The sequence below is a fragment of the Radiobacillus sp. PE A8.2 genome (assembly GCF_045635475.1).
Taxonomy (GTDB): domain Bacteria; phylum Bacillota; class Bacilli; order Bacillales; family Amphibacillaceae; genus JBJGXI01.
The window spans coordinates 93,683-118,719 of sequence record NZ_JBJGXI010000006.1; the positions used below are offsets into that span (position 1 = coordinate 93,683).

24 protein-coding genes and 2 other annotated features are annotated in these 25,037 nt (G+C 38.4%); of the genes, 21 read left to right on the forward strand and 3 right to left on the reverse strand.

The genetic code is table 11. The features are described from left to right. The first annotated feature begins 153 nt into the window (after positions 1-153). The 11 genes from thrS to ACI6MV_RS05385 all read left to right on the forward strand — a co-directional run bounded on the left by thrS (position 154) and on the right by ACI6MV_RS05385 (position 11,224). Positions 154-2,100, forward strand: a complete 1,947-nt coding sequence (thrS, locus tag ACI6MV_RS05335) for a threonine--tRNA ligase (RefSeq protein ID WP_407269085.1) — start codon at positions 154-156, stop codon at positions 2,098-2,100. A gap of 183 nt (positions 2,101-2,283) precedes the next feature. Further along, positions 2,284-2,404: a sequence feature (ribosomal protein L20 leader region), on the forward strand. 76 nt (positions 2,405-2,480) lie between these two features. Next, on the forward strand, positions 2,481-2,984 hold the full coding sequence (infC, locus tag ACI6MV_RS05340; RefSeq protein WP_407269087.1) for a translation initiation factor IF-3: 504 nt from the start codon (positions 2,481-2,483) through the stop codon (positions 2,982-2,984). A 54-nt stretch (positions 2,985-3,038) separates the two neighbouring features. Further along, positions 3,039-3,236 carry a 50S ribosomal protein L35 gene (rpmI, locus tag ACI6MV_RS05345; protein ID WP_407269088.1) on the forward strand — a complete coding sequence of 66 codons (198 nt, stop codon included), beginning with the start codon at positions 3,039-3,041 and terminating at the stop codon, positions 3,234-3,236. A gap of 45 nt (positions 3,237-3,281) precedes the next feature. Continuing rightward, positions 3,282-3,638 (forward strand): 50S ribosomal protein L20, encoded by a 357-nt coding sequence (gene rplT / locus ACI6MV_RS05350; protein WP_407269090.1) that lies wholly within the window; start codon positions 3,282-3,284, stop codon positions 3,636-3,638. A gap of 484 nt (positions 3,639-4,122) precedes the next feature. Next, positions 4,123-4,377: a DUF1294 domain-containing protein gene (locus tag ACI6MV_RS05355; RefSeq protein ID WP_407269092.1), complete on the forward strand. Its 255-nt coding sequence runs from the start codon at positions 4,123-4,125 to the stop codon at positions 4,375-4,377. Positions 4,378-4,564: 187 nt separating this feature from the next. Continuing rightward, positions 4,565-5,272 carry a VanR-ABDEGLN family response regulator transcription factor gene (gene vanR / locus ACI6MV_RS05360; RefSeq protein WP_407269094.1) on the forward strand — a complete coding sequence of 236 codons (708 nt, stop codon included), beginning with the start codon at positions 4,565-4,567 and terminating at the stop codon, positions 5,270-5,272. Further along, positions 5,265-6,356, forward strand: a complete 1,092-nt coding sequence (locus ACI6MV_RS05365) for a sensor histidine kinase (RefSeq protein WP_407269096.1) — start codon at positions 5,265-5,267, stop codon at positions 6,354-6,356. The genes vanR and ACI6MV_RS05365 overlap by 8 nt, the downstream gene beginning before the upstream one ends. Positions 6,357-6,504: 148 nt before the next feature. Further along, a complete protein-coding gene (gene vanG / locus ACI6MV_RS05370) occupies positions 6,505-7,557 on the forward strand; it encodes a D-alanine--D-serine ligase VanG (protein ID WP_407269172.1) in 1,053 nt (350 codons plus the stop codon). After that, entirely contained in the window at positions 7,554-8,318 is a 765-nt protein-coding gene (locus tag ACI6MV_RS05375; RefSeq protein WP_407269097.1) for a M15 family metallopeptidase, read from the forward strand. Before vanG ends, ACI6MV_RS05375 begins: the two co-directional genes overlap by 4 nt. Further along, positions 8,315-10,447 carry a serine racemase VanT catalytic subunit gene (gene vanT, locus ACI6MV_RS05380; protein WP_407269099.1) on the forward strand — a complete coding sequence of 711 codons (2,133 nt, stop codon included), beginning with the start codon at positions 8,315-8,317 and terminating at the stop codon, positions 10,445-10,447. The genes ACI6MV_RS05375 and vanT overlap by 4 nt, the downstream gene beginning before the upstream one ends. Positions 10,448-10,645: 198 nt before the next feature. Further along, entirely contained in the window at positions 10,646-11,224 is a 579-nt protein-coding gene (locus tag ACI6MV_RS05385) for a TVP38/TMEM64 family protein (protein ID WP_407269102.1), read from the forward strand. A gap of 12 nt (positions 11,225-11,236) precedes the next feature. Here ACI6MV_RS05385 and ACI6MV_RS05390 read toward each other — a convergent pair whose 3' ends face one another. Next, entirely contained in the window at positions 11,237-11,629 is a 393-nt protein-coding gene (locus ACI6MV_RS05390) for a sigma-w pathway protein ysdB (RefSeq protein WP_407269104.1), read from the reverse strand. 121 nt (positions 11,630-11,750) lie between these two features. On the opposite strand from ACI6MV_RS05390, the gene ACI6MV_RS05395 reads away from it, so the two are divergent. Beyond that, positions 11,751-12,236: a dUTP diphosphatase gene (locus ACI6MV_RS05395; protein WP_407269106.1), complete on the forward strand. Its 486-nt coding sequence runs from the start codon at positions 11,751-11,753 to the stop codon at positions 12,234-12,236. A gap of 73 nt (positions 12,237-12,309) precedes the next feature. Further along, on the forward strand, positions 12,310-13,395 hold the full coding sequence (locus ACI6MV_RS05400; RefSeq protein WP_407269108.1) for a M42 family metallopeptidase: 1,086 nt from the start codon (positions 12,310-12,312) through the stop codon (positions 13,393-13,395). Between the two features lie 541 nt (positions 13,396-13,936). Here ACI6MV_RS05400 and ACI6MV_RS05405 read toward each other — a convergent pair. After that, positions 13,937-14,329: a thiol-disulfide oxidoreductase DCC family protein gene (locus ACI6MV_RS05405; RefSeq protein WP_407269109.1), complete on the reverse strand. Its 393-nt coding sequence runs from the start codon at positions 14,327-14,329 to the stop codon at positions 13,937-13,939. A gap of 557 nt (positions 14,330-14,886) precedes the next feature. On the opposite strand from ACI6MV_RS05405, the gene ACI6MV_RS05410 reads away from it, so the two are divergent. Beyond that, positions 14,887-15,189 carry a hypothetical protein gene (locus tag ACI6MV_RS05410; RefSeq protein WP_407269110.1) on the forward strand — a complete coding sequence of 101 codons (303 nt, stop codon included), beginning with the start codon at positions 14,887-14,889 and terminating at the stop codon, positions 15,187-15,189. A gap of 288 nt (positions 15,190-15,477) precedes the next feature. On the opposite strand, the gene sspI is transcribed toward ACI6MV_RS05410, so the two are convergent. Next, entirely contained in the window at positions 15,478-15,693 is a 216-nt protein-coding gene (gene sspI, locus ACI6MV_RS05415) for a small acid-soluble spore protein SspI (RefSeq protein WP_407269111.1), read from the reverse strand. A gap of 104 nt (positions 15,694-15,797) precedes the next feature. On the opposite strand from sspI, the gene ACI6MV_RS05420 reads away from it, so the two are divergent. The 7 genes from ACI6MV_RS05420 (at position 15,798) to ACI6MV_RS05450 (ending at position 24,774) form a co-directional block, all read left to right on the forward strand. Further along, positions 15,798-16,544: a TrmH family RNA methyltransferase gene (locus ACI6MV_RS05420; protein WP_407269113.1), complete on the forward strand. Its 747-nt coding sequence runs from the start codon at positions 15,798-15,800 to the stop codon at positions 16,542-16,544. Between the two features lie 91 nt (positions 16,545-16,635). Then, positions 16,636-16,884: a binding site (T-box leader), on the forward strand. 172 nt (positions 16,885-17,056) lie between these two features. Then, a complete protein-coding gene (gene pheS / locus ACI6MV_RS05425) occupies positions 17,057-18,091 on the forward strand; it encodes a phenylalanine--tRNA ligase subunit alpha (RefSeq protein ID WP_407269115.1) in 1,035 nt (344 codons plus the stop codon). Between the two features lie 17 nt (positions 18,092-18,108). Then, complete coding sequence (pheT, locus tag ACI6MV_RS05430; RefSeq protein ID WP_407269117.1) at positions 18,109-20,535, forward strand: phenylalanine--tRNA ligase subunit beta; 2,427 nt, start codon at positions 18,109-18,111, stop codon at positions 20,533-20,535. A 598-nt stretch (positions 20,536-21,133) separates the two neighbouring features. Continuing rightward, complete coding sequence (locus tag ACI6MV_RS05435; protein ID WP_407269119.1) at positions 21,134-22,165, forward strand: TraB/GumN family protein; 1,032 nt, start codon at positions 21,134-21,136, stop codon at positions 22,163-22,165. 10 nt (positions 22,166-22,175) lie between these two features. Next, on the forward strand, positions 22,176-22,727 hold the full coding sequence (locus tag ACI6MV_RS05440; RefSeq protein WP_407269120.1) for a Rossmann-fold NAD(P)-binding domain-containing protein: 552 nt from the start codon (positions 22,176-22,178) through the stop codon (positions 22,725-22,727). A 189-nt stretch (positions 22,728-22,916) separates the two neighbouring features. Continuing rightward, positions 22,917-23,525, forward strand: coding sequence for an ArsR/SmtB family transcription factor (locus tag ACI6MV_RS05445; RefSeq protein WP_407269121.1), 609 nt, complete (start codon positions 22,917-22,919; stop codon positions 23,523-23,525). Beyond that, positions 23,518-24,774: an MFS transporter gene (locus ACI6MV_RS05450; protein WP_407269122.1), complete on the forward strand. Its 1,257-nt coding sequence runs from the start codon at positions 23,518-23,520 to the stop codon at positions 24,772-24,774. Before ACI6MV_RS05445 ends, ACI6MV_RS05450 begins: the two co-directional genes overlap by 8 nt. The last annotated feature ends 263 nt before the right edge of the window (positions 24,775-25,037 follow it).

Consider the following 25,037-nt stretch of genomic DNA (forward strand, 5'->3'; position numbering starts at 1 on the left):
CAGCGTATCATCTACGTTACAGATGCTAATGAGTCGCAAGGTACGTTTTTGCGAGAAATTTGGGTGGAACCACGAGTTAACGCTCGTCCCTTTTAGCTTTTTTAAGCTAGGGACGAGCGTTTTTTATATTTATAAGAAAGAGGAGTGGAACAAATGTCAGAGATTATTAACCTTACATTTCCCGATGGCGCTGTTAAAGAGTTTCCAAAAGGAACAACTGGAGAAGAAATAGCTTTTTCGATTTCTCCAGGTTTAAAAAAACAAGCGTTGGCGATTAAATTAGATGGCGAGTCTTATGATTTACGTACTGGATTAACTAGTGACGGTAAAATTGAGATCTTAACGTATCGTGAGAGCGAAGGGATTGAAGTGTTGCGACACTCTACAGCCCATTTAATGGCACAGGCAATTAAACGCTTGTACGGGAATGTTAGTCTTGGTGTTGGGCCAACTATCGAAAATGGTTTTTACTATGATATTGATATGGAAGAGTCCTTAACACCTGAGGATTTACCAGCAATCGAAAAAGAAATGCAGCGGATTGTTGATGAAAATTTAGAAATTGTAAGAAAAGACGTACCGAGAGAAGAAGCGATCGAACGCTTTAAAGCGATTGGTGACGATCTGAAGCTCGAGCTGATTGATGCAATTCCAGAAGGGGAGCAAGTATCGATCTATGAGCAAGGCGAGTTTTTTGATCTGTGTCGTGGTGTCCATGTACCGTCAACGAGTAAAATAAAAATATTTAAGCTGTTAAGTATTTCTGGTGCCTATTGGCGCGGAGATAGTAAAAATAAAATGTTGCAACGTATTTATGGAACAGCGTTTGAAAAGAAAGGCCAGCTAGAGGAGTATTTACGACTACGTGAAGAAGCAAAAGAGCGGGATCATCGTAAACTTGGTAAAGAACTGGAGCTTTTCACTGTGTCACAACAAGTTGGACAAGGCCTTCCACTCTGGTTACCAAAGGGTGCGACGATTCGCCGTAATATAGAGCGTTATATCGTTGATTTAGAAGAACGCTTAGGCTATAACCACGTTTATACTCCAGTGTTAGGTAGTGTTGAGCTTTATAAAACAAGTGGGCACTGGGATCATTATAAAGATGATATGTTCCCGACAATGGAAATGGACAACGAAGATTTAGTATTAAGACCGATGAACTGTCCGCACCATATGATGGTGTATAAAAATCAGCTGCACAGCTATCGTAATCTGCCTGTACGTATTGCTGAGCTTGGCACGATGCACCGTCATGAAATGTCCGGCGCATTAGCAGGTTTGCAACGTGTGCGTGCGATGACGTTAAATGATGCACATATTTTTGCGCGTCCAGATCAACTGAAGGATGAATTCATTCGAGTCGTTGAGCTTGTTCAAAATGTATATAAGGATTTCGGAATTAATGATTATTACTTCCGATTATCATATCGTGACCCTGAGGATAAAGAAAAATATGTGGACAATGATGAAATGTGGGAAAAGGCACAAGCGATGCTGAAGGAAACAATGGAGGACATGGAGCTTGACTACGTGGAAGCAGAAGGAGAAGCAGCCTTTTATGGTCCAAAGCTAGATGTACAGGTGAAGACAGCCTTAGGTAAGGATGAGACGCTATCAACCGTACAATTAGACTTCCATTTACCTGAGCGTTTTGACCTCACGTATATTGGTGAGGATGGCAAGGAGCACCGCCCAGTTGTCATTCACCGTGGTGTTGTCTCAACAATGGAACGCTTTGTTGCCTTTTTAATTGAAGAATACAAAGGCGCATTTCCAACTTGGTTGGCACCAGTTCAAGCGAGAATTATTCCTGTATCTGCAGGTGTTCACCTTGATTATGCGAAAAAAGTGGAAGATCAGCTACGCTTCCAAGGTATCCGCGTCGAAGTAGATGAGCGTGAAGAAAAAATAGGCTATAAAATCCGTGAAGCACAAGTGCAAAAAATTCCATTTGCCCTCGTTGTTGGTGATAAAGAAATGGAAGCGGATGGTGTAAATGTGAGACGTTATGGTGAGAAAGATTCAGAAACGTTATCATTACAAGCATTTATAGCCGCTATAAAAGCAGAAGTAGAAGGTAAGTCGCTTAAAAAATAAACTAGCTATAAAAAAGGTTCGTTTTGGACAAGATGTCTGAAGCGAACCTTTTATAAAAATTTCCTCTTGCATGTTGTCTAGCTTTTATGTATAATTCTCTATGTTGCTAAAAATTCAGTGCATCCATTTGACATGGTATTTTATATGTGATAAGATATTCTAAGTGAAATTAAATAATTGATCTGAGACAAGTAGAAGCACCCGCTTCTCACCTGATTGACGCATCGTATGCTGTTGACAGGTCACTATTCTGATTGTTCGGGAGACGTGTGGGTGCAGTATGTACCGACACTATTTTTATGTTTTCACAACAAGCTTGTCGATGAAAGGTCACGTTTTGTTTCAAAAAAATTTGGAGGTGGCTGATTATTAGCAAAGATATGAATGTCAATGAGAAAATTCGTGCACGTGAGGTACGTCTCATTGATTCTAATGGGGATCAACTTGGTGTTAAATCTCGCCAAGAAGCGTTGGAAATTGCTCAAACGAGAGAACTTGATTTAGTATTGGTGGCACCGAATGCAAAACCACCAGTATGCCGTATCATGGATTATGGTAAGTTTCGTTTCGAACAACAAAAGAAAGATAAAGAAGCTCGTAAAAAGCAAAAAATTATTAACGTAAAAGAAGTACGTCTTAGCCCAGGAATTGAAGAACATGATTTCAATACGAAGCTCCGTAATGCAAGGAAGTTCCTTGAAAAAGGAGACAAGGTGAAAGCATCTATTCGTTTTCGTGGACGTGCGATTACCCATAAAGAAATCGGTCAAGAAGTTCTTGAGCGTATGGCTGAACAATGTAAAGACGTTGGTACAGTCGAGCAAAAAGCGAAAATGGAAGGTCGCAGCATGTTCTTAATGCTAGCGCCTGTAAATGAAAAATAAGATAGAGCACTCATATATGAATGTTCAGGTATAGCTAACAAGGAGGAACTACTCATGCCAAAAATGAAGACTCATAAAGGTTCTGCAAAACGTTTCAAAAGAACAGGTTCAGGGAAAGTAAAACGTTCCCACGCTTACACTAGTCACTTATTTGCAAACAAATCTACTAAGCAAAAACGTAAACTTCGTAAGAGTACTACAGTTTCTGCTGGGGATTACAAACGCATCAAACAAATGTTACCAGTAAAATAATCTAACACCAATTCGGGTTTCGATAGATACTAGGAGGGAATTACTATGCCACGTGTTAAAGGTGGAACAGTTACACGCAAACGTCGTAAACGTATTTTAAAGTTAGCAAAAGGATATTATGGTTCGAAACATGCTCTATTTAAAGTTGCAAAACAACAAGTTATTAAATCAGGTCAATATGCATACCGTGACCGCAAACAGAAAAAACGTGATTTCCGTAAATTATGGATCGCACGTATTAATGCTGCAGCACGTATGAATGGCCTTTCTTATAGCCGTCTAATGTTTGGCTTAAAGCAAGCGGGCATCGAAGTAAACCGCAAAATGCTTTCAGATCTTGCTATTCATGATGAGCAAGCATTTGCACAATTAGCTGACCAAGCAAAATCTGCGCTTAAGTAAATAGAATTAAAAGAAGGGACTATTTTTAGCAATGACTAGAAATGGTCTCTTTTTTTATAGATTGATGTTATTGCGGGAAATATCCTAAACTCCGACGTAGTGTAGTGCTCGTGATTTCCGCTCCAGGCAGTCGCTTTTCGCTAGTTTAAAGCGCTTTTCTTTAAACAGGCACGGCTTCAGCTAACTCAGAAGCAAATGTTTTCGGTGGGACGAGTAATCGCAGTCCCATAGTGCGCTTCTCTAGTGGATCTTCAGCTCGCGCTGTCCCGAAGGAGTCGACTGCCTGGAGCTCCAATCACCCGACGTAAGGAGAAATCCCGTTAGCAGCGAAGTGGATTTCCGGAGCGGTCCTAGCATTCTCCAAACTACGTCGCATATTATTTCAAGTTTGAAGTTTAAGAAGCAGTAAACTATATGAAAATATTCTGTTTATAAAGAAGTAAAAATTTAGTTTCACTTATACATAGCTATGGAGGTACGAGCAATGCTTATTTATTTTGTTATTATTAATATAGTAGCTTATGCAGTAATGGGTATCGATAAAAAGCGAGCCAAAAGCGGGGAATGGCGGATTTCAGAAAAAACAATTTGGACGATTACCATTATTGGAGGCGCAACCGGCAGCTGGGTCGGGATGAGTGGTTTTAGGCATAAGACGAAGCATATACAGTTTAAATATGGGGTGCCGTTGCTGAGTATTGTTCAGATTGGTTTGCTAGTTTATTATTTTCAGAGCTAGAGCAAACATCGCTCGTTTTTACACACGGATCGAATCGCATTCTTATACGGAGAATGCTTCATTTATGTTCCTCTCATAATTCTCGTTATAATGGCTTTACAAATGATTTTACCGCGATATATGATAATCATTAAGTGTCTATTAGCAACCAAATAAATAATTCTATCAAAGGGATAGAGGTGAACAAATGCCTGCTAATATATTAGTTGTCGAGGATGAAAAAGAAATCGCTGATTTAGTTACATTATATTTAAAAAATGAAGGATTTACTGTTCTAACTTGTTCTTCAGGAAAAGAGGCAATTGATTACATTGATGGTAATCAACTAGATTTAGCAATATTGGATGTGATGCTACCTGATTTAGATGGTTTTACAATTTGCCAAAGGATTCGAGAAAAATATCATTATCCTGTTATTATGCTGACAGCCAAGGTGGAGGATTTAGATAAAATTACCGGACTGACACTTGGCGCTGATGATTATATAACCAAGCCCTTCAATCCGTTGGAAATGGTGGCACGTGTAAAAGCACAATTGCGGAGATATACTCGTTATAATTCCCATGATACAGATAATGCAAAAGCATCAGCAACAACATTGGAATATGATTTTTCCGGACTAACGATAAATAAAGTTACACATAAATGCACGCTATTCGGGAAGCAACTACAATTAACGCCGATTGAATTCTCCATCTTATGGTATTTGTGTGAAAATAAAGGAAAAGTGATCTCATCAGAACAGTTATTTGAAGCGGTATGGGGTGAGAAATACATAGATAACAATAATACTGTGATGGCTCACATTGGTAGATTACGAGAAAAAATGCATGAGCCGTCAAGAAAACCGAAATTTATTAAAACGGTGTGGGGGGTTGGCTACACGATTGAGTAATCAAACAAAGCACTTATCAGGTCGACAGTTAACAATGACGATTTTCACACAATTTTTTATTACATTATTCATTGTTACCGTTATATTAATTTTCTGCCTTTTCGCAGGTCAACTACTTCTTTCCCAATATACTTGGTATGCATCAGATTTACTATACCGAATATTGAATGGGAACGAAATACTATTATTAGTTTCATCTTGGTTAGTTTGTTTTGCTGTCATCTTTCTGATCTATTGGAAAAGGACATTAGGATTTATTGACAAAATTGCAGCGGCAAGTAACCAGCTTGTTGATACGAACGATACGTTAATTCATCTGCCAGTTGAATTGAAGCAAGTAGAAGATCGTATGAATCAAATAAAACAAGAAGCAAATCGTAATGCCCGTTTTGCGAGAGAAGCCGAGCAGCGGAAAAACGATTTAATTGTTTATCTTGCACATGATTTAAAAACACCCCTAACATCTGTCATCGGGTATCTCACGTTACTTAGAGATGAACAGCAGATTTCGCCGGAGCTTCAGCAAAAGTACTTATCGATTTCTTTACAAAAAGCGGAACGTCTAGAAGATCTAATTAATGAATTTTTTGAGATTACCCGTTTTAACCTAAGCCAGCTAAGTTTGGAGACAAGCAGCGTGAATTTAACAAGAATGATTGAACAAATCGCATATGAATTCACGCCATTGTTTAAACATAAAAACATACAGTACGAGCTTGAGATGCTAGCGGATATAGAAATTAAATGTGATATCGAAAAAATCCAAAGGGTGTTTGACAACCTTATCCGTAACGCAATTACTTACAGCTTTGAGAACAGTGTCATTTCTATTTTAGCAACAAAAGAACCAGAGGGCGTATCGTTATGTTTTAAAAATCAAGGAAATACGATCCCGAAAGATAAGCTAAATCGTATCTTTGAACAATTTTATCGCCTTGACAATGCTCGTTCAACGAAAACGGGCGAGGCTGGTTTAGGCCTTGCGATCGCGAAACAGATTATTGAATTACATAATGGAACGATAACAGCTTCCAGTGAAAATGAAACGATCGAATTTAATGTTTATTTACCATTCCGTCCGTAGGGAAATCGTAAGAATTTATTATGAAAAACATACGTTTTCCTCTATAAAAAACAAAAAAAAGCCACTATCTGATTTGGTACGATTTATGTACTGAACCAGATAGTGGTTTTTTTATATGAAAACACAAATAAAAGGAGTTTTAATAATGATAGCAAAAAAACGAGTAGTTCTGTTGTTTGGTGGTTGTTCATCTGAATATGATGTTTCCTTACAATCCGCTTATGCCGTGATCAGTAACATGAATGAAACAAGATATGAAACGATATTGATTGGTATCACGAGAGACGGCACTTGGCTCAGGTACTACGGAGATGCGGTAGATGTTCAGAAAGATACTTGGCAAACTGATGAAGTAAATTGCGTACCCGTGATGTTTTCACCGGACAGACATAGCAACAAGATTGTAGAAATTCAGTATGGAAACATAAAAGAAACGAAGATTGATATTGTATTCCCGATTTTACACGGGATAAACGGAGAAGACGGAACTGTGCAGGGATTGTTAGAACTTGCCGGCATTCCTTTTGTTGGCTGTGATACGATTTCTTCTGCTTTATGTATGGACAAGGATCGAGCGCACAAATTGGTAGAGCTAGCAGGAATTCAGACAGCTAAGGCGATAGTTTTGGACAGCTTGCCAAGTGAATTAGAGCTAATCAACCGGTGTGAGAAGTTATCTTATCCATTGTTCGTCAAACCGGTACGAGCAGGGTCATCTTTTGGTATTACGAAAGTGATCGAGGAACAGATGCTTGCGAAAGCGGTTGTGGATGCATTTTATCATGATTCTCGAGTAATCATCGAGGAAAATATAGATGGGTTTGAAGTTGGATGTGCAATCCTTGGAAACGATGACCTTATGCTTGGAGAAATTGATTGTATCGAGTTAGAAGATGGATTTTTTGATTATGAAGAGAAATATACATTGAAGACGTCAAAAATTCATATGCCTGCTCCAATTGAGCAAGAAGTAGTGAAAAAAATAAAAGTAGCAGCAGTGACTATTTATCGTGCACTCGGATGTTGTGGGTTAGCTCGAGTTGATATGTTTTTAACACCAGATATGCAAATTGTATTTAATGAGGTGAATACGTTTCCTGGTTTTACAACGCATAGCCGCTATCCAAATATGATGAAAGGTGCTGGGTTGGCGTTTACCGATATGATAGACAAGCTAATTCAGTTAGGTTTGGAAAAATGAGACGGTTACATGTGGACTATAAGGACATATACAAAGGAGACTTAATATTAGTCAATCGCAAATTTCCAATTCAGGACCAAATCCTTCATGAACAAATGCAGCTTATGCCAGTCGATCGTAAGCACGAGTATATTTTACTAGAAAGAAAAACTGCTAATATGCTAGCGCAATTACTACAATCGATTGATGGTGCAACTGAAATTGTACCTGTGAGTGGATATCGAAGCTATGCGGAGCAAGAAAAGCTATATAATGATTCACTAGTCGAGCATGGCAGCGTGTTTACTAAGCAATATATCGCTTATCCCGGATGTAGTGAGCATCAGACCGGTATGGCGATTGATTTAGCGGAACATGCAAAGACGATTGATTTTATCCGCCCTAATTTTCCGTACTCAGGTATTTGTGGTATATTTCGTCAGCATGCAGCCCAGTATGGCTTCATCGAACGTTATGGAAAAGAGAAGGTAGCAATTACTGGTATCGCCCACGAGCCGTGGCATTTTCGCTACGTCGGTTATCCACATGCTACCGTGATGCAAGAACATGATCTATGTTTAGAAGAATATATCGAATTTATTAAAAATTATCAGTACGAAGAAAATCACTATGTTATCAAGCAAGCGGATAAGCAATTAGAAATATTTTATGTAAAAGCGGATAGCAAGATTACAAGGATTGTAGTGCCAACAGAGAACTTTCAAATTTCCGGAAATAACGTCGATGGCTTTATCGTAACAATATGGAGGCATTCGGTATGAAGAAAACGAATCGAGTAGGTATGTTAGATCAATTTCGCTTGATTAGTGCCCTTCTCATTGTTGCGATTCATACATCTCCACTCATTTCGTATAGTGCTTCTGCTGATTTTATTTTGACATGTATTATTGGTCGAGTAGCAGTTCCTTTCTTTATTATGGTTACGGGATACTTTATGTATTCCCATATAAAGAATGGAGACAAACAATATTTAGTAAGCTTTTGTAAAAAAATAGCTGTGATTTATTTAATTAGTATTATTTTATATTTACCATTAAATATGTATGCTGGCTATTTCAATAATCCAATTGTTTTTGATCAGGTTGTAAAAGATATTCTTGTTAACGGTACGTTTTATCATTTATGGTACTTACCGGCATTACTATTAGGTGTACCGCTTGTTGCAATAATAATGGTGCGAATAAAGCTATTACCTATGCTCATCATTGCCTCCTTCTTTTATTTAGTTGGACTGTTGGGAGATAGTTATTATGGGCTAATCGAAAATATCAATATACTAGAAGGGATATATGAAGCAATCTTTAACATCGCGGATTATACAAGAAACGGACTATTTTACGTACCTATTTTTTTAGTCATTGGTGCTCTAATAAGCCGTCAGAAGCTGCAGCTTTCATTGTTTAAAAGTAGCATTGGTTTATTTTTATCTACCGTTTTCCTGCTTGCAGAAGGACTGTTATTAGACAGTTTTTCCTTACAACGGCATGATAGCATGTACGTTATGCTTGTGCCATGTATGTACTTTTTATTTCTTGTTCTACAACAAGTGCCTGGAAGAAGTAATAAAGAATTACGCAGCTTATCGTTGATTATTTATATTATTCATCCGTGGATGATTGTGATCGTAAGGGGAGTTGCTAAGTTAATTGAGCAACAAGCAATACTCGTGACAAATTCAGTGATCCACTATGCTGCGGTCAGTATTCTTTCGTTTATTGCTGCCTTGCTATTATTATTTGTCTGGAAAAGGCTACAAAAGCAAGTCCCTGCTAGCGATTCCCGAGCATGGATTGAAGTCGATCTGGACGCATTGCACCACAACGTATTATCACTGCAAGGTATACTGCCGAACCAGTCAAAGCTAATGGCAGTTGTAAAAGCAAATGCCTACGGGCACGGTGATATCCCAGTGGCAAAAGCACTTAATCGTGCCGGGATCGATGTCTTCGCCGTTGCGACAGTTGCAGAAGGAGTAAACTTGCGCACGCATGGTGTAAAAGGGGAAATATTAATTTTAGGCTACACAAATCCAAGGGATATTCCTTGTCTTAACCAATATCGATTAACCCAAACAGTGGTTGACGTGACACATGCTGAAACATTGAATGCGAGCGGCTATAAAATAAAAGTACATATAAAAATCGATACAGGAATGCACCGGCTTGGTGTGTGTGCTACTGATATAGAAGCAATACAGCATATTTATAATTGTGAAAATCTAATCGTAAAAGGAGTTTTTTCACACTTGTCTGACTCAGATAGTTTGAGCTCTAATGATGTTTCATACACAAACAAACAAATCACCTGCTTTTTTGATACACTCAAGGATTTGCGATCAAAGGGGTGTTCTGTAGGTAAGGTTCATATTCAAGGAAGTTATGGAATTTTGAATTATCCGGAATTGCCTTGTGATTATGCCCGTGCAGGAATTGCTATTTATGGTGTCTTAAGCACCAACGATAAAACGCGTGCCGAAGTGGCGCTGAAGCCTGTTTTAGCTCTGAAGGCGAGGATTGCAAGTATACGTAACATCGATGCAGGAGAAAGCATTGGTTATGCCCGTCAATACACAGCAAGCAGCAACATGAAAATCGCCACAGTTACAATAGGGTATGCAGATGGTATTCCTAGAAATTTAGCTGAAGGAAACGGGTATGTCCTAGTTCATGAACAAAAAGCGCCTATAATTGGTCGTATTTGTATGGACCAATTTACGATTGATGTTACACATATAAATGAAGTGAAGGCTAATGATATTGTTACTTTAATCGGTATAGATGGTGGTATGCAAATACAGTGTGAGGACGTTGCAGCAAAGTGCGGGACAATTTCGAATGAAATACTTAGTAGATTAGGAGAACGTTTAGGTAAGATATATAAGCATGCATAGCACTGCTCAATTAGGAGGGCAGTGTTTTGCTATGTAGTTCTGGCATAAGGATGCTTTTTTTTGATGGGTGAGGGCACTTTAGCGCTATTTACTGAATCTAATGCTTTGTAAAATATAAGCTTGTACTTAAATTTTCTGTCATAAAGGCTCGTCTATTGTCATATGTATTTAAGAAGACACATCTTTAAGGAGGCTACTATGGAATACTTGGGTACCTATTTACTGGCCGTCATCGAGACAGGTGGACTATTTGCCCCCTTGTTATTCATAGGTTTCCACTTGGTTAGACCTGTTTTCTTTTTTCCTGTTGTGTTTATTTGTATCTCTGGAGGGATTATGTTTGGTGCAGTGGCGGGTACGCTATATTCTGTGATTGGGATTACGCTTTCTAGCTTAATCTTTTACGGGATGGTACGGAAAATGCCTAAAATGTATGATAGGCTAAGCAGACTAAAAGCAAAGTTGCTTGGAAAGGATGCTAAATTAACAACGTCACAGATTGCTTTATTAAGGCTAATACCGTTTATACATTTTCATTTATTATCATTATGTATTTTAGAGGCCTCACATGATTTCAAAGACTATATGAGGTCATCACTCTTTTCTAATATTCCAATAGCAGTAGTTTATACTTTTTTCGGAAGATGGCTTTCGAGTCTTTCGCCTATGTTAATGGTTGCTTTTTTATTTGCTTTACTGCCAATCATCTATTTAATGAGAAGAAAAGAAATTATTTATAAATGGGACGACTTTTTCAACGTAAAAACTGGCGCTTAAAACTAGCGCCAGTTACATTTTTGTTATAATTAATTTGTTTACAGGATAGATCCATTCCACTTTGGCATAAGGATAACGAATTAATATTTCTTGTTCTAAGAAATATAAATCCTCTCTCTCTAACCCCTTTAACTCTCCAGGACGATGCGCACGAACACTAATATTGATAACATCAAAGGAATTCTCGGTCGTACCTAAGTATTTTTCCCCTTCAAAAACAAAGCCCTTGTATGTCATGAAAAAGTTCTTTTTTATGTTGTCTGGATAATCTAGAAAATAGAATTGCTTTTTATCCTTAGCAACTTCTAATTTTCTCTTTGGATTCATGATATATTTATACGCCGTGTATAACAACAATACCATCGCTACGATAATTAATATGCGAAATAATAATAATAAAACCATACGCCTCGACTCCCTAATCAGCTGATTCGCCTTATATACGATTCAGATACTTAATTGGTTTCACATTTGCATGTTATAATTGAAAAAAAGTTGTAATAGATGTTCAAAAAGGAGCTTAAACATGGATTGGAACCAATTATTTTCGATGCAAAAACAGTTAGATGCCTATATAGCAACAAATCACAAATTACATAGTAGCGATTTATTTGAAAAAAAGATACTTGCCTTATTCGTAGAGCTAGGCGAGCTTGCCAACGAAACGCGTTGCTTTAAATTTTGGAGCACCAAGCCTGCAAGCGAAAGGTCAGTGATCCTAGAAGAATATGTAGATGGACTCCATTTTATATTATCCCTTGGGCTCGACAAAGGCTATCAATATGAATCAATAAATACGCCAAGTGATACGGAATCTCTAACAACAAAATTCCAACAAGTTTATGAGAAAATCATAGCATTCAAACAACAACCGAGTAAAGCAATTTACCATCAACTCTTTTTTACATACGTGGAACTGGGTAGTTTATTAGGCTTCGATGAGGGAAGTATACAAGCAGCCTATGAGGACAAAAATAAAGTAAATCACGAGAGACAAGATCAAGGTTATTGAAAACCTAATTTTTGTTAAATCGTGCAAAAAAGGCTATAATTCTAGTGAGAAGGATTAAAGGAGGACTATACATATGGCAAAAACAGATGAATCTTTGACAATGTTAAAAGAATTAACAGATGCCAGAGCGATCCCTGGTAATGAAAAAGAAGCAAGAGACGTTATGACAAAGTATATCTCTCCCTACGCTGATGAAGTGTATACAGATAACCTTGGCAGTTTAATTGCTAAAAAAGTTGGTCAAGACAATGGACCGAAAATTATGGTTGCTGGACACTTAGACGAGGTAGGCTTTATGGTCACTCGTATTGATGATAAAGGATACTTATACTTTCAACCAACAGGTGGCTGGTGGAGCCAAGTGATGCTTGCGCAACGAGTAACGCTCTTAACGCGTAAAGGTGATCTAACAGGTATTATCGGATCTAAACCACCGCATATTTTACCTCCAGAAGCACGCAAAAAACCAGTAGATATTAAAGATATGTTTATTGATATCGGTGCTTCAAGCAAAGAAGAGGCACAGGAATTTGGCGTTCGTCCTGGTGATAGCGTTGTTCCTTATTTCGAGTTTACACAAATGAAAAATGAAAAGTTACTTCTTGCAAAAGCATGGGATAACCGTATCGGTTGTGCGATTGCTATTGAAGTATTAAAGCAGTTAAAAGGAGAAAAGCATCCGAACGTCGTTTATGGTGTTGGAACCGTACAAGAAGAGGTTGGATTACGTGGTGCGAAGACTTCCACAAATCTGATCCAACCAGACATCGGCTTTGGGGTTGATGTAGGTATTGCTGGAGACACTCCTGGAGTTTCCGATAAAGAAGCAGATAGCAAAATGGGTGACGGTCCACAAATTATTTTATACGATGCATCAATGATCTCACATAAAGGCTTGCGTGACTTTGTCATTGATACAGCGGATGAAAAGAAAATCCCATATCAGTATGCATCTCTTGCTGGTGGTGGAACAGACTCAGGTTCTATCCACTTAACAGCGAATGGCGTACCAGCACTATCTATCACAATCGCGACACGTTACATCCACACGCATGCAGCGATGCTTCACCGCGATGATTTTGACAATGCTGTTAAACTAATCGTAGAAGTGATTAAAAAGCTAGACGCAGACAAAGTAAAAGAAATTACATTTGGATAAATAAGAAAAGCGCAGAGCGCCGCCCGAGAAACGTAGCGACTTCAGAATCGACTGAGATAAAGGAATCATGCCCCGCGTAAGGGGTATGTCGACGTTGGACGACAAGTCCGCTTTTAGTCGACCTTCGATAAAACTTGAATCGATGATGACTTATCGCAGGGCGATTCGTGAAGTCGCCTAGTTTCTGGCGCTCGGAGCTAGACACCTGCGCAAATTTTATACTTTCCTATCCTATGAAAAAGGCTAGAACCATGAACGTGGTTCTAGCCTTTTATTGCAAAGGAAATTATAAAATATACTAAATATGGATAACATTAAGCATTAGCCACGGCCAGCTCCGAGCGCCAGCGACTAGCGAGACTTCCCTCACCTCATGACACGATAAGTCAACATCGATTCACTTCGTTCACCGTGTTTCCTTTATCTCCTCGAAAATATAGAACAATTTTCTTCGTGCGAAGTAAAGCTTTCGAAGCCTCCTCTGGTCCTACGGTTCAGTCCAGTCCGTACGTCGCTAACCGGCGCTCTGCGCTTTTGTTCTTTAAGATAAAAATCGTTTTCTTATTTCAGGTGGTGGAAGCGTACAGCTGTCCTTTTTTCCAAACCATTTATAACGATTATTTGCAATAATGTTGTAGAAATAATCTCTGATTGGACGTGGAACTATTATTAGGGTGCTAAAAATTTTCCAAGGTGCTTTTAAACGTCTGCACACCCGCAACGCTGCACTAGATCTGAAATAGCAGCTGTCGTCATCGACAAGAACAAAGCTATTAATATCCGCGTCAACCTTATGCTCTTTTAACAGCTGCTGTCCGATATCACTTTGAAGAGAAGCAAACTTGAAATAACCTTTTGGATCTCTCTTAATAATAAATTGGACACTACTGTCACAAAAATTACATTCACCATCAAATAAGATTATCCGGTTCATAGCATCACCTTCTCGCTATATTGTCGTCCTGTTTTTAGTATAACACTTTTGGAGATAAGGGATAATTAGGACGTTTTTTGAAAAACATGATATTGCTATTGAGCCGAACAATACAGGTACTATTGTCCAAAATGAAACTGCAAAATATAGTATCGATTATCCAATACGAGAAGTGAAAAACGGGACCTATACTTCGCAATTTAGTTTTTCTGATATATTAATCGGCGAACAAAAGAGTGACGTAACGTTCGAAGAAGAAATAAGGATTAAAAACTTTTTTCAAGATATATTTGGTTAATATTAATTGTAAAAACTAAAATGGGATTAAAATCCAATTATAAACAAAACAAAATTTTATCAAGGCAAGCTAACAGAAAAAGTATCTTTGGATAGTTCTATGCTAGCATTGTTATGAATGATTTCAAAACAGATTTGTGGAAGTATTGCTAGTGCAATCTGGATTAATTTCGCAAAATATGGATTAAACTAATCGGTAACTAACAGGCACCGGCCTGATAAGATTTATGCTATAATTAAACGAAGGTAGGTGTTAATTTATGAGTAAAATTACCAAAGAACAACTAGATAGTTTTCTTAGGAGCAATGATGCCGATGTGGAGGATATCATAGAAATCATTAAAGAAGATTATGGATCAGTGCTTACGAATAATAATATTGAACTTTGCAACATAAGTGAAGACAGAATAGAAAAAATGACAAGAGCAATATCTGAGAATAAAGTAATCGTAGAAAAAGTTAAAAAAGCTAGACAAGAAAGAGACCCAGAATTCACATCGTATCTTCGAAATAAAGAAAACTTTAAAGATTTTTTAAATGAGGTGAAAGATGGTAAAGCGTAACATGAGGAAAACATTGTCGCAATCGAAGCATGTTATTTTGCCAATAACACGGAGAGTGCGCATATATTTTACACCGTAGACCCAAATAAAGATTGAGTTAATAGAAATTCTTTAAAAACGCTAAATCTAATCACACAGAAACAATTCAAATAGTTATCCACTACAGCTAATGTATCCCCTCCTTGTCATCTAAAACCCCTTTCAAGATGAATCTCACTGTATTTCAGAAAATGAAAGCCAAATTAAAAACAGGCTGCCCACATAGTGAACAGCCTACTTATAAGTATTTTAATGCACTTGCTTAACACCTTTTTCCAATGTTGCAATCATTTCTTGCTTTTCACTGTCGTCGGAGTTTTCCCAAATTAATTCAAATAAAACGCCTAGTCCGGGAAGCATTTTTTCTTCACCGTTTTGGATGGCATCTACGATTGTCGCTTCTAATTGTTCTGGATTGTTGTCTGTTACGTTAGCTAAAATTGCTTTTCTTAAATTTAAATCCACAGTTGTTCACCTCATAATCGAAATTTATTACTTGAGATTAGTTTGACCTTATGGGTAAGAAATATGTATGATTAGAAAAGAATTTACGATAGAGGATGATCACGGTGATAACGTCAGTACAAAACAACAAAGTGAAGCAATGGAAAAAATTAAAAATGAAAAAGGAAAGACAAAAACAAGGGGTATTCCTTGTGGAAGGTTTTCATTTAGTAGAAGAAGCGATAAAAAGTCAATGGAACGTTCAAGAAGTGATAGTACAGCAAGGAGTGGAAGTACCGGATTATGTTCAAGATATAGAAGTACATGAGCTCACCGATAATGTTTTTCAAGCTATAGCGGAAACGAAAACACCACAAGGCATCGCAGCGGTTGTCGGTATGAAGCAACATAGTTGGGCTAGCTTTCAAAGGATAGTTATTGTCGATTCTGTACAAGATCCAGGCAACCTCGGTACACTGATTCGCACTGCAGATGCGGCAAGATTTGATGGGATTGTGCTCGGGGAAGGTACAGTAGACGTATACAATGAAAAAGTGGTTCGTGCAACGCAAGGTTCCCTGTTTCACTTGCCGATTTTCCAGGCAAACTTGTTGGAAAAAATACCAGAACTCCAAGGTGAAGGCTTCGATGTTTGGGCTTCTACCTTAACAGGTGCCGTTCCGTATCATACGGTTGCAGTACCAGACAAAGTTGCTTTAATTCTCGGCAATGAAGGAGAAGGAATTGCTGAAGCTGTGATTGAGCAGTCTGATCAGCTTATTAAAATTCCGATTTACGGACAAGCAGAATCATTGAATGTAAGTGTTGCTTCTGGAATATTAATGTATTATGTAGCCAATCATAACCAATAAAAGCGTTAATAAGAGCTTATTTTCAAAAAAGTTCCTGTCTAAGGTTGCATGTTTCAACAAGTTTTTCTATAATAAGTAAAAATGCGAATAAAATTAGGCGTTGAAAGAGCTAGTAAATAATTACCTGATCGATTGTAGGGAAGAAGTGCCATAGACTGCGAGCATTTCTATCGAAGTAATTGTTGAACCTTCACTCTGGAGCCGACACTAGGACCTTGCATAGCAAGTAAAGGTGTTCCGGAATGTTCCGTTATCAAAGCACAAGTGGGCACATACATAGAGCAATATTTCTTTGTGTCAACGAGGGTGGTACCGCGATATGATAAGTCTCGTCCCTTTTTAGGGGCGGGGCTTTTTTGCATTTTCTCATTTTACATAAGTCAATTTCATAATTTCCTTACGCAGCTAGTTGCATTCACATATAGTTTGGGAACGGTTTTACCCAACTATATGCGGATGTAAATGGCTAAAAATTACTATTATGAAATTGACAAAATAAGGAGGTTAAAAACATGAAAGAACGTTTACAAGAACTACAAACGGAAGCGATTGAAAAGGTTGAGAAAGCAACAACACTGACCGATTTACAAGATGTTCGTGTTGCTTATCTTGGGAAAAAAGGACCAATAACTGAAGTATTACGTGGTATGGGTAAGCTTTCAAAAGAAGAGCGACCTGTTATTGGTGAATTAGCTAACAAAGTAAGAGAAGCAATTGCATCAGCTTTGGATGCAAAGAAAGCAGACATGGAAAAAGCTGAATTGGAAAAGAAATTAGCAACAGAGACGATTGACGTCACGTTGCCAGGCCGACCAATCCCTGTAGGTGGACCACACCTGTTAACATCGATTGTTGAGGAAATTGAAGATTTATTTATTGGTATGGGCTTTGAAATTAAAGAAGGACCAGAAGTGGAAACAGACTATTACAATTTTGAAGCATTAAATTTACCAAAAGGACATCCGGCACGCGACATGCAAGACTCTTTCTATATTACAGAGGAATTATTGCTCAGAACACATACATCACCAGTACAGGCAAGAACGATGAAGGAATATGGTGGCAGCAAGCCAGTGCGGATGATCTGTCCTGGAAAAGTGTACCGACGTGATACAGATGACGCGACACACTCCCATCAATTTACGCAAGTAGAAGGTCTGTTGATTGATAAAAACGTTCGGATGAGTGATTTAAAAGGTGTTCTTAATCGTTTTGCCAAAGAGATGTTCGGCGAAGAAAGAGAAATTCGCTTACGTCCAAGCTTTTTCCCATTCACAGAGCCGTCCGTGGAAATGGACATTTCTTGTAAAGTTTGTCATGGAGAAGGCTGTTCTGTATGTAAACGCACCGGTTGGATCGAAATCCTTGGTGCAGGAATGGTCCATCCGAATGTATTAGAAATGGGTGGCTATGATCCGAACGTATATAGTGGATTTGCCTTTGGTATGGGACCAGAAAGAATAGCAATGCTCAAGTATGGTGTCGACGACATCCGTCATTTCTATACGAACGATGTTAGGTTCTTAAAGCAATATCATAAGGTGTAAAGGAGGAGCGAATTGTTATGTTTGTATCATTAAATTGGTTGAAAAATTACGTAGATATAGATGATATTACCCCTGAAGCGTTAGCAGAAAAAATTACAAAATCAGGGATCGAAGTCGAAGGCATTGAATATATTGCTGCTAAAAGCTCGAATGTTGTAGTTGGACATGTTAACACGTGTGAACAGCATCCGAATGCTGACAAACTAAATTTGTGCCAAGTTGATGTTGGAGAAGAAGTATTACAAATTATTTGTGGTGCTCCGAATATCGCCCAAGGACAAAAAGTAGCAGTTGCTAAGCCTGGTGCAGTATTGCCTGGGAATTTTAAAATTAAAAAAGCTAAGCTGCGTGGCGTGGAATCGAATGGTATGATTTGTTCCTTGCAGGAGCTTGGCATTGAGGAAAAATTTGTACCGAAAGAGTTTGCAGAAGGAATCTTTGTTTTTCCAGCAGATGCAGAAGTAGGTGCAGATGCATTACAGCTATTAAATCTAGATGATGCCATTTTAGAATTAGGTCTTACGCCAAACCGTTCAGACGCACTAAGCATGCTAGGTGTTGCTTATGAAGTAGCTGCTATTCTGGATAAGGAAGTGATATTACCAGAAGAAGAGCCTGATACGGTAACTGAGCAAGCAGCTGACTATATTAAGGTCAATGTAGAAGCACCTGAACTGAATCCGTATTATGGCGCGTTTGTTATTAAAGATGTCAAAATTGGTCCATCACCGCTTTGGATGCGTAACGCTTTAATGGCAGCTGGGATTCGTCCGATAAATAATGTAGTTGATATTACCAACTATGTGTTATTAGAATACGGCCAGCCGTTACATGCATTCGATTACGATCAGTTCAGTTCCAAGGAAATCGTTGTACGTCGCGCCAATCAAGGTGAGACAATGGTAACCTTGGATGATCAGGAGCGCACCCTAACAAATGAACACCTCCTTATTACGAATGGCAAGGAAGCAACCGCACTTGCTGGAGTTATGGGCGGAGCAGATTCTGAAGTATCGGATCAAACAACAACCGTGTTACTTGAGGCAGCATACTTTGACTCGAAAGCGGTACGAACGGCATCTAAAGATCATGGCCTACGTAGTGAAGCTAGTACACGTTTCGAAAAAGGTGTCGATCCCGATCGCGTACTTCGTGCTGGGAAACGTGCAAGTTTACTATTAAGCAAATATGCAAATGGTAAAGTGCTAGATGGAGTCGTTGCTTTTGATGAACTAGATAAGACGGAAAAAGTCGTAGAAATTAAAACAAGTACAATAAATGATCGTCTTGGAACGGAAATTGCGGATCAAGAAATTGCTGACATTTTGCGTAAACTCAACTTTACTTTTGAACAGAATGGTGAACTGTTTACGGTGAAAGTGCCAACTCGCCGTCAGGATATTACGATTTTTGAAGATATGCTGGAAGAAGTTGCTCGTATTTATGGCTACGATAACCTTCCGTTTACCTTACCACAAGGCGAATCACAAGCTGGTGGGTTAACAGAAGTGCAGCAGCTAAAGCGCGATGTGAAGCATTACTTACAAGGTGCAGGGCTTATGGAAACGATCACTTATTCCTTAACTAGCAAAGACCGTGTTGAATTATTAGTGAGCCCAGAAATCAAAGCGCAAGCAGTCTCATCCGTAGCATTAGCGATGCCAATGAGTGAAGAACATAGCACCCTTCGCCTTAGCATTTTACCAGAGCTACTTGACTCTATGGCTTACAACTCAGCTCGTAAGGAGCAGAATGTAGCTTATTATGAAATAGGTACGGTGTTTGTAACAGATGAAGAGAAGGTTACAAAACAGCCAAAGGAAATGCACAGATTAGTTGGTGCTTTAACTGGTGCATGGGTTACCCATCCATGGCAGCAAGAAAAGAAAGCAGTCGATTTTTATGTTGTTAAAGGAATTGTCGAGGGATTGTTTGATAAATTAGCAATTACCGCTTCCTACAAGCAAGTAAAAATTGATGATATGCACCCGGGCAGAACGGCACAAGTATTGATCGGGGAAAAACCGATTGGTTTCATCGGTCAGGTACATCCGGCTGTGCAAAATCAATTTGATTTAAAAGATACGTACGTATTTGATCTTGATTTCGAAGCGCTAGTAGAAGCGCGTCAAAGTGAGCCAAGCTTTGCTAAAATACCACGCTTCCCATCTGTGTCTAGAGATATCGCTCTAGTCGTAGAGGAAAATCTTTTAGCTGGAGACATTCAACAAACGATCGAACAAGCAGGTGGAGCACTCGTCAAAAAAGTAGAAGTATTTGACGTATATCAAGGGGAACACCTTGAGCAAGGTAAGAAATCACTAGCCTTTAATTTGCTGTATTTGGATCCAGAAAGAACACTTACAGACGAAGAAGTAGAACAATCTTATCAATCAATTCTAGAAGCTGTGAAAGAAGCACATGGCGCAGAGTTGAGAGGATAATAACTATAGGGGAGAGTGTATCTCTCTTCTAATAGCAGCGCATGGGAAAATGTAAGATTATTCTCATGCGTTTTTCTTTTTAGAGGTTCTTATTGTAATCTTTGTTGCTTTTGATAACTGATATATACAGCGGCATAATCTTGCTGTGAAAAATACGTTATCTCCGTGGAGAGCACCGATAGCTGGTCTGTGACTAGAACACAAAAAGCAGGCTAAGAATTTCGCGGACACAGGAGACCTTATTTTGCCTGAAAAGCCAGTTTTAACTATTTGTCGGCCACCAGAGACCTTATTTGCTACATACAGCATACAATAAAAAGCATTTTATTCAAATAAGCGCACTGGAGGCCGCACAATTCTAAATATGAAGCTTTTGTCACAGATAAGAGCTGTGGTGTCCGCCAATGTCAACAACACAGTGATATGGACCTGACTTCACAAACTTCAGCCGCAGACATTGTCGCAGCTTGTGTTAAATACAACCTTTCAATATTTTCAGTATACGCATTTAAAAGGCCTTAATAATTATAATGATTACCTACTAAAAATTAGAAAAAATATGGTAAAATTATCTTATCTATAAGGGGGACATACATTTATGAAGAAAATCATTCTCGGAATCGTACTATTCTTTTCTTTGTTAACATTATGGGGGTGTCAACAAGAACAAGCGGAGGAGGAGGTCACTGAACCTTCAGCAGAGGAATCATCAGATAATGTTGCATCCGAATCTGAACAAGATACGACAACAGAAGGTGAAACAGAGACAGCATCTGAAGAACAAGCACCGTTTTTTTGGCGTGTAGATCATGAAGGGAACACGGTCTATTTACTTGGATCGATTCATATAGGAAACGAAGATATGTATCCGATGGCAGAGGAAGTAGAGGAAGCATACGCTTCAGCAGATCAACTAGTAGTTGAAGCAAATATATTAGAAGCAGACGAATCCACAATGCAAGATGCGATGATGGCTAATAGTCTTTATACAGATGGATCAGTACTTTCCGATCACATAAGCGATGAAGCGTACCAAAACTTAACAGATGTTTTAAATAGTTATTCGTTAGAAGGTATGACAATGGAACAGCTTAATATCTTTAAACCTTGGTTCGTCGAGCAATTATTGACAGAGCTTGCCTTCATGGAGTTGGATACGGTAACGACAGAATATGGTGTTGATTATCATTTCCTGGAGCGAGCGGTTGAAGATAATAAACCAATATTAGAGTTAGAAGGCATTGAAGAGCAGTTTAACTTCATGATTGATATACCTGAGGATATTCAAGTGGAAGGACTGGAACAAACGGTAAACAATTGGGAAGAAGCAGCTGGGCCAGCGGCATTCAACAGCTTAATAGATGCCTGGAAAACAGGCAGTGAACAACAATTAGAAGCCGCCGCATCAAGCAGTGATGATATTGTATCCAATTATGATACATATCAAGCACAACTATTGGAAGACCGAAATGTAAACATGGTTGAAAAAATTGAAAGATACTTGACAGCCGATTCGGAGCAGACTTATTTCGTTATCGTCGGTGCGCTACATTACATAGGAGATGCAGGTATCGATAATTTGTTGGATCAAGATTATGATATACAATCTTATGCAGAAATACTAGAGTAGGTGATGTTTTGTGGAAAAAAATAAACATGCACTCGTAATCGGTGGCACCGGAATGTTAGCTGGTGTGACGAGATGGTTAGCGGAATCGTCTTATATCGTTTCTGTTATCGGTAGAAATCCGGTTAAGCATGAAAAATTAAAGCAGTTCGTTACTGATTCAGGTCGTGTGAATAGTTTAGTAGTGGATTATGAAGATTTAATTGATTTAAGTGAGAAATTGACAGCTTCCATTGTAAAGTACGGTCCTATTAGCCTGGTAGTTTGCTGGTGCCAATCGGACAAAGCGATAGCTACAGTGAGTAGACTAGTGGCCGAGCAAGTCGACGGATGGGCAATGCACCATGTGAAAGGAAGTCGAAAATACTTTGAGAAGGAGCATTTAAATTTACCTGACAATTGCAAGTATCACGATTTATATCTTGGTTTTGTGATCCTGGGAGATACTTCACGCTGGTTAACAGATGAAGAAATATCAACAGGTGTGGTACGAAGCATCCGTGAAAATACCAAAAGTATAGTTGTTGGGACCTTGCAACCGTGGGAAAAGCGGCCTGGATATTGATCGAAGGCCGCTCTCTCGTCACTAGAGGATATGTAATTGATAGCTAGGAAGAGCAACACCTAGGTAATAGAATTTAAACCGCATGAGGAACATCATGCGGTTTTTTATTGTCAGCATTTATTGACATGAATATTGTAAAGTGTTATCTTTATGTCAATAAATACTGACAAGTAGAAAGAAGTTGACTGTATGAACCAACCGAATGTGCTAGTGCTAACCGAACATGATCAATTGAAATCACTGAGTGACCCTTTACGAGTAAAGATTTTATCGTTATTAATTGAAAAGCCGCTATCTGGGCAGCAAATTTCACAAATGATTGAGTTATCAAGATCAAAGGTGCATTATCATTTAGGAGATTTAGAAAAAAATGGACTGATTAAGCTTGTTGCAGAGAACAAGAAACGAAATATGACACAGAAGCTGTACCAAGCTGTTGCTAAAAGCTTCATTCCTTCTAATTCGTTACTGCCGTTTTCAGAAGCTTACAGTGAAAGCAGACGTCAGCTTACTCTTTCCACTTTGGATCGTGCTCGAAGTCGAGTTTTAGCTGCTCCAGAACATGCCTTCCTAATGGATGCTGAAGATCCAACGAAGTGGTCCAGGATTTCAACCCAAACAGAAGTGAAGACAACAAAAGAAAAATTTAAAACTTGGGTGGCCAAATATCATCAATTGTTGCAGGAACTAGAACAAATAAAGGATGAACAAAGTGATGAAGCGGCGTGGTATTACATTGCCACTGTTGGCTTCGAATTAGACGAGGCTGTTTTTGAAGAGGAGAAAGAAAATGAGTGATGCTTTGACACTAAAAGCGGAAGCTACCTTGCAGGATGCAAACGTATTTAAAAACAAATCATTTATACTGTTATGGGTTGGCACACTCTTCTCTGGTTTAAGCCTTAGTATGTTTTACTTCTCAGAAGCATGGTATGTTGTTGAAGTATTAAATATGGAGGCATCGTTAGGGATCATTTATTTAGTTGGCTCGATTCCACGAGTAGTATTTATGACAATCGGTGGTGTACTCGCTGACAGAATCAGCCAAGCCAAAATTATGTTTGTTTCTGACATCACCAAAGCAGTTCTGCTCCTCTTCCTTGTTATTAGTTTATTTGCTGTTGGAAGTATTGAACTTTGGACACTGATCATATTTGCCTTACTATTTGGTGTATTAGATGCGTTCTTCTGGCCGGCATCGGGATCGATTATCCCTTCCATTGTTACTAAAAAACAACTAACGCGAGCCAATTCCGTCATGCAAACGACAAACCAGTCCACATCAATTATTGGACCGATGATTAGTGGTGTTATCATCGTTGGATTTAACTATACCGGCATTTTCAGTCTACTTGCTATCATGCTGTTAATTGGTGGGATTTTAGTAGCGTTTGTAAAAATAGATAAAACGCAAGAAAAGTTAAGCAAAGAAAAGGAATCATTTTTAACGAGTATAAAAGAAGGATTCCGTTATGTACGAAAAGCACCTGTTTTATTAGCATTCATATTAAAAACTTTATTTTTAAACTTGTTTTTTACAGGCCCACTAGTAGTCGGATTACCGATATTCGTGAAAAACATATTAGGTGGAGACACACTTCATTATAGTTTATTAGAGGCTTTTTTAGCGGGAGGAATGTTAATTGGATCGGTAGCTTTAGGCTTGTTAAATATTACGAAACACCGAGGTATGATTAGCATATACGCTCAACTCGTCACATCAGTCTCATTTTTATTACTCAGTTTCACACTTAGTATTACCCAAAGTATCGCCGCAATTATAGTGCTGGGCATAGCAATGACTGTTTCCAACATTTGTGCTGTCTCTGTGATTCAAAATGAAGCAGACAGTAACATGATAGGCAGAGTAATGAGTATTCAAACAATTTCATCGATGGGACTTACACCAATTTCGTTTGGATTAACGTCATTGTTTCTCTCTTTTCATATCAGTATAAATTGGATTATGATGACAGGGGCAATATTGCTGTTATTGTTCACTTTATTTTTATTGCTTAGAGTGCCTACACTAAGGCAGGTAAATTAAAATCACGGAAATAAATCGATTCGGTATCTTCAAAATGATACCGAATCGATTTTGTTTATATTTGTAAAGTTCATCTCGATTGCCTCCTTTTTTTAAAATCAAACTAGCACTTGATCAACCTATGCAGAAGCCCATCAATTATTTGGATTTAGGTGGAGAATCCTACTAATCCTAATAATTTTCATGCATTAACGCGATAAACTTCCCATTCTGATCATTAATAATAAATTTCCAATTATTATTTAAAATTGGAAATTTATTGA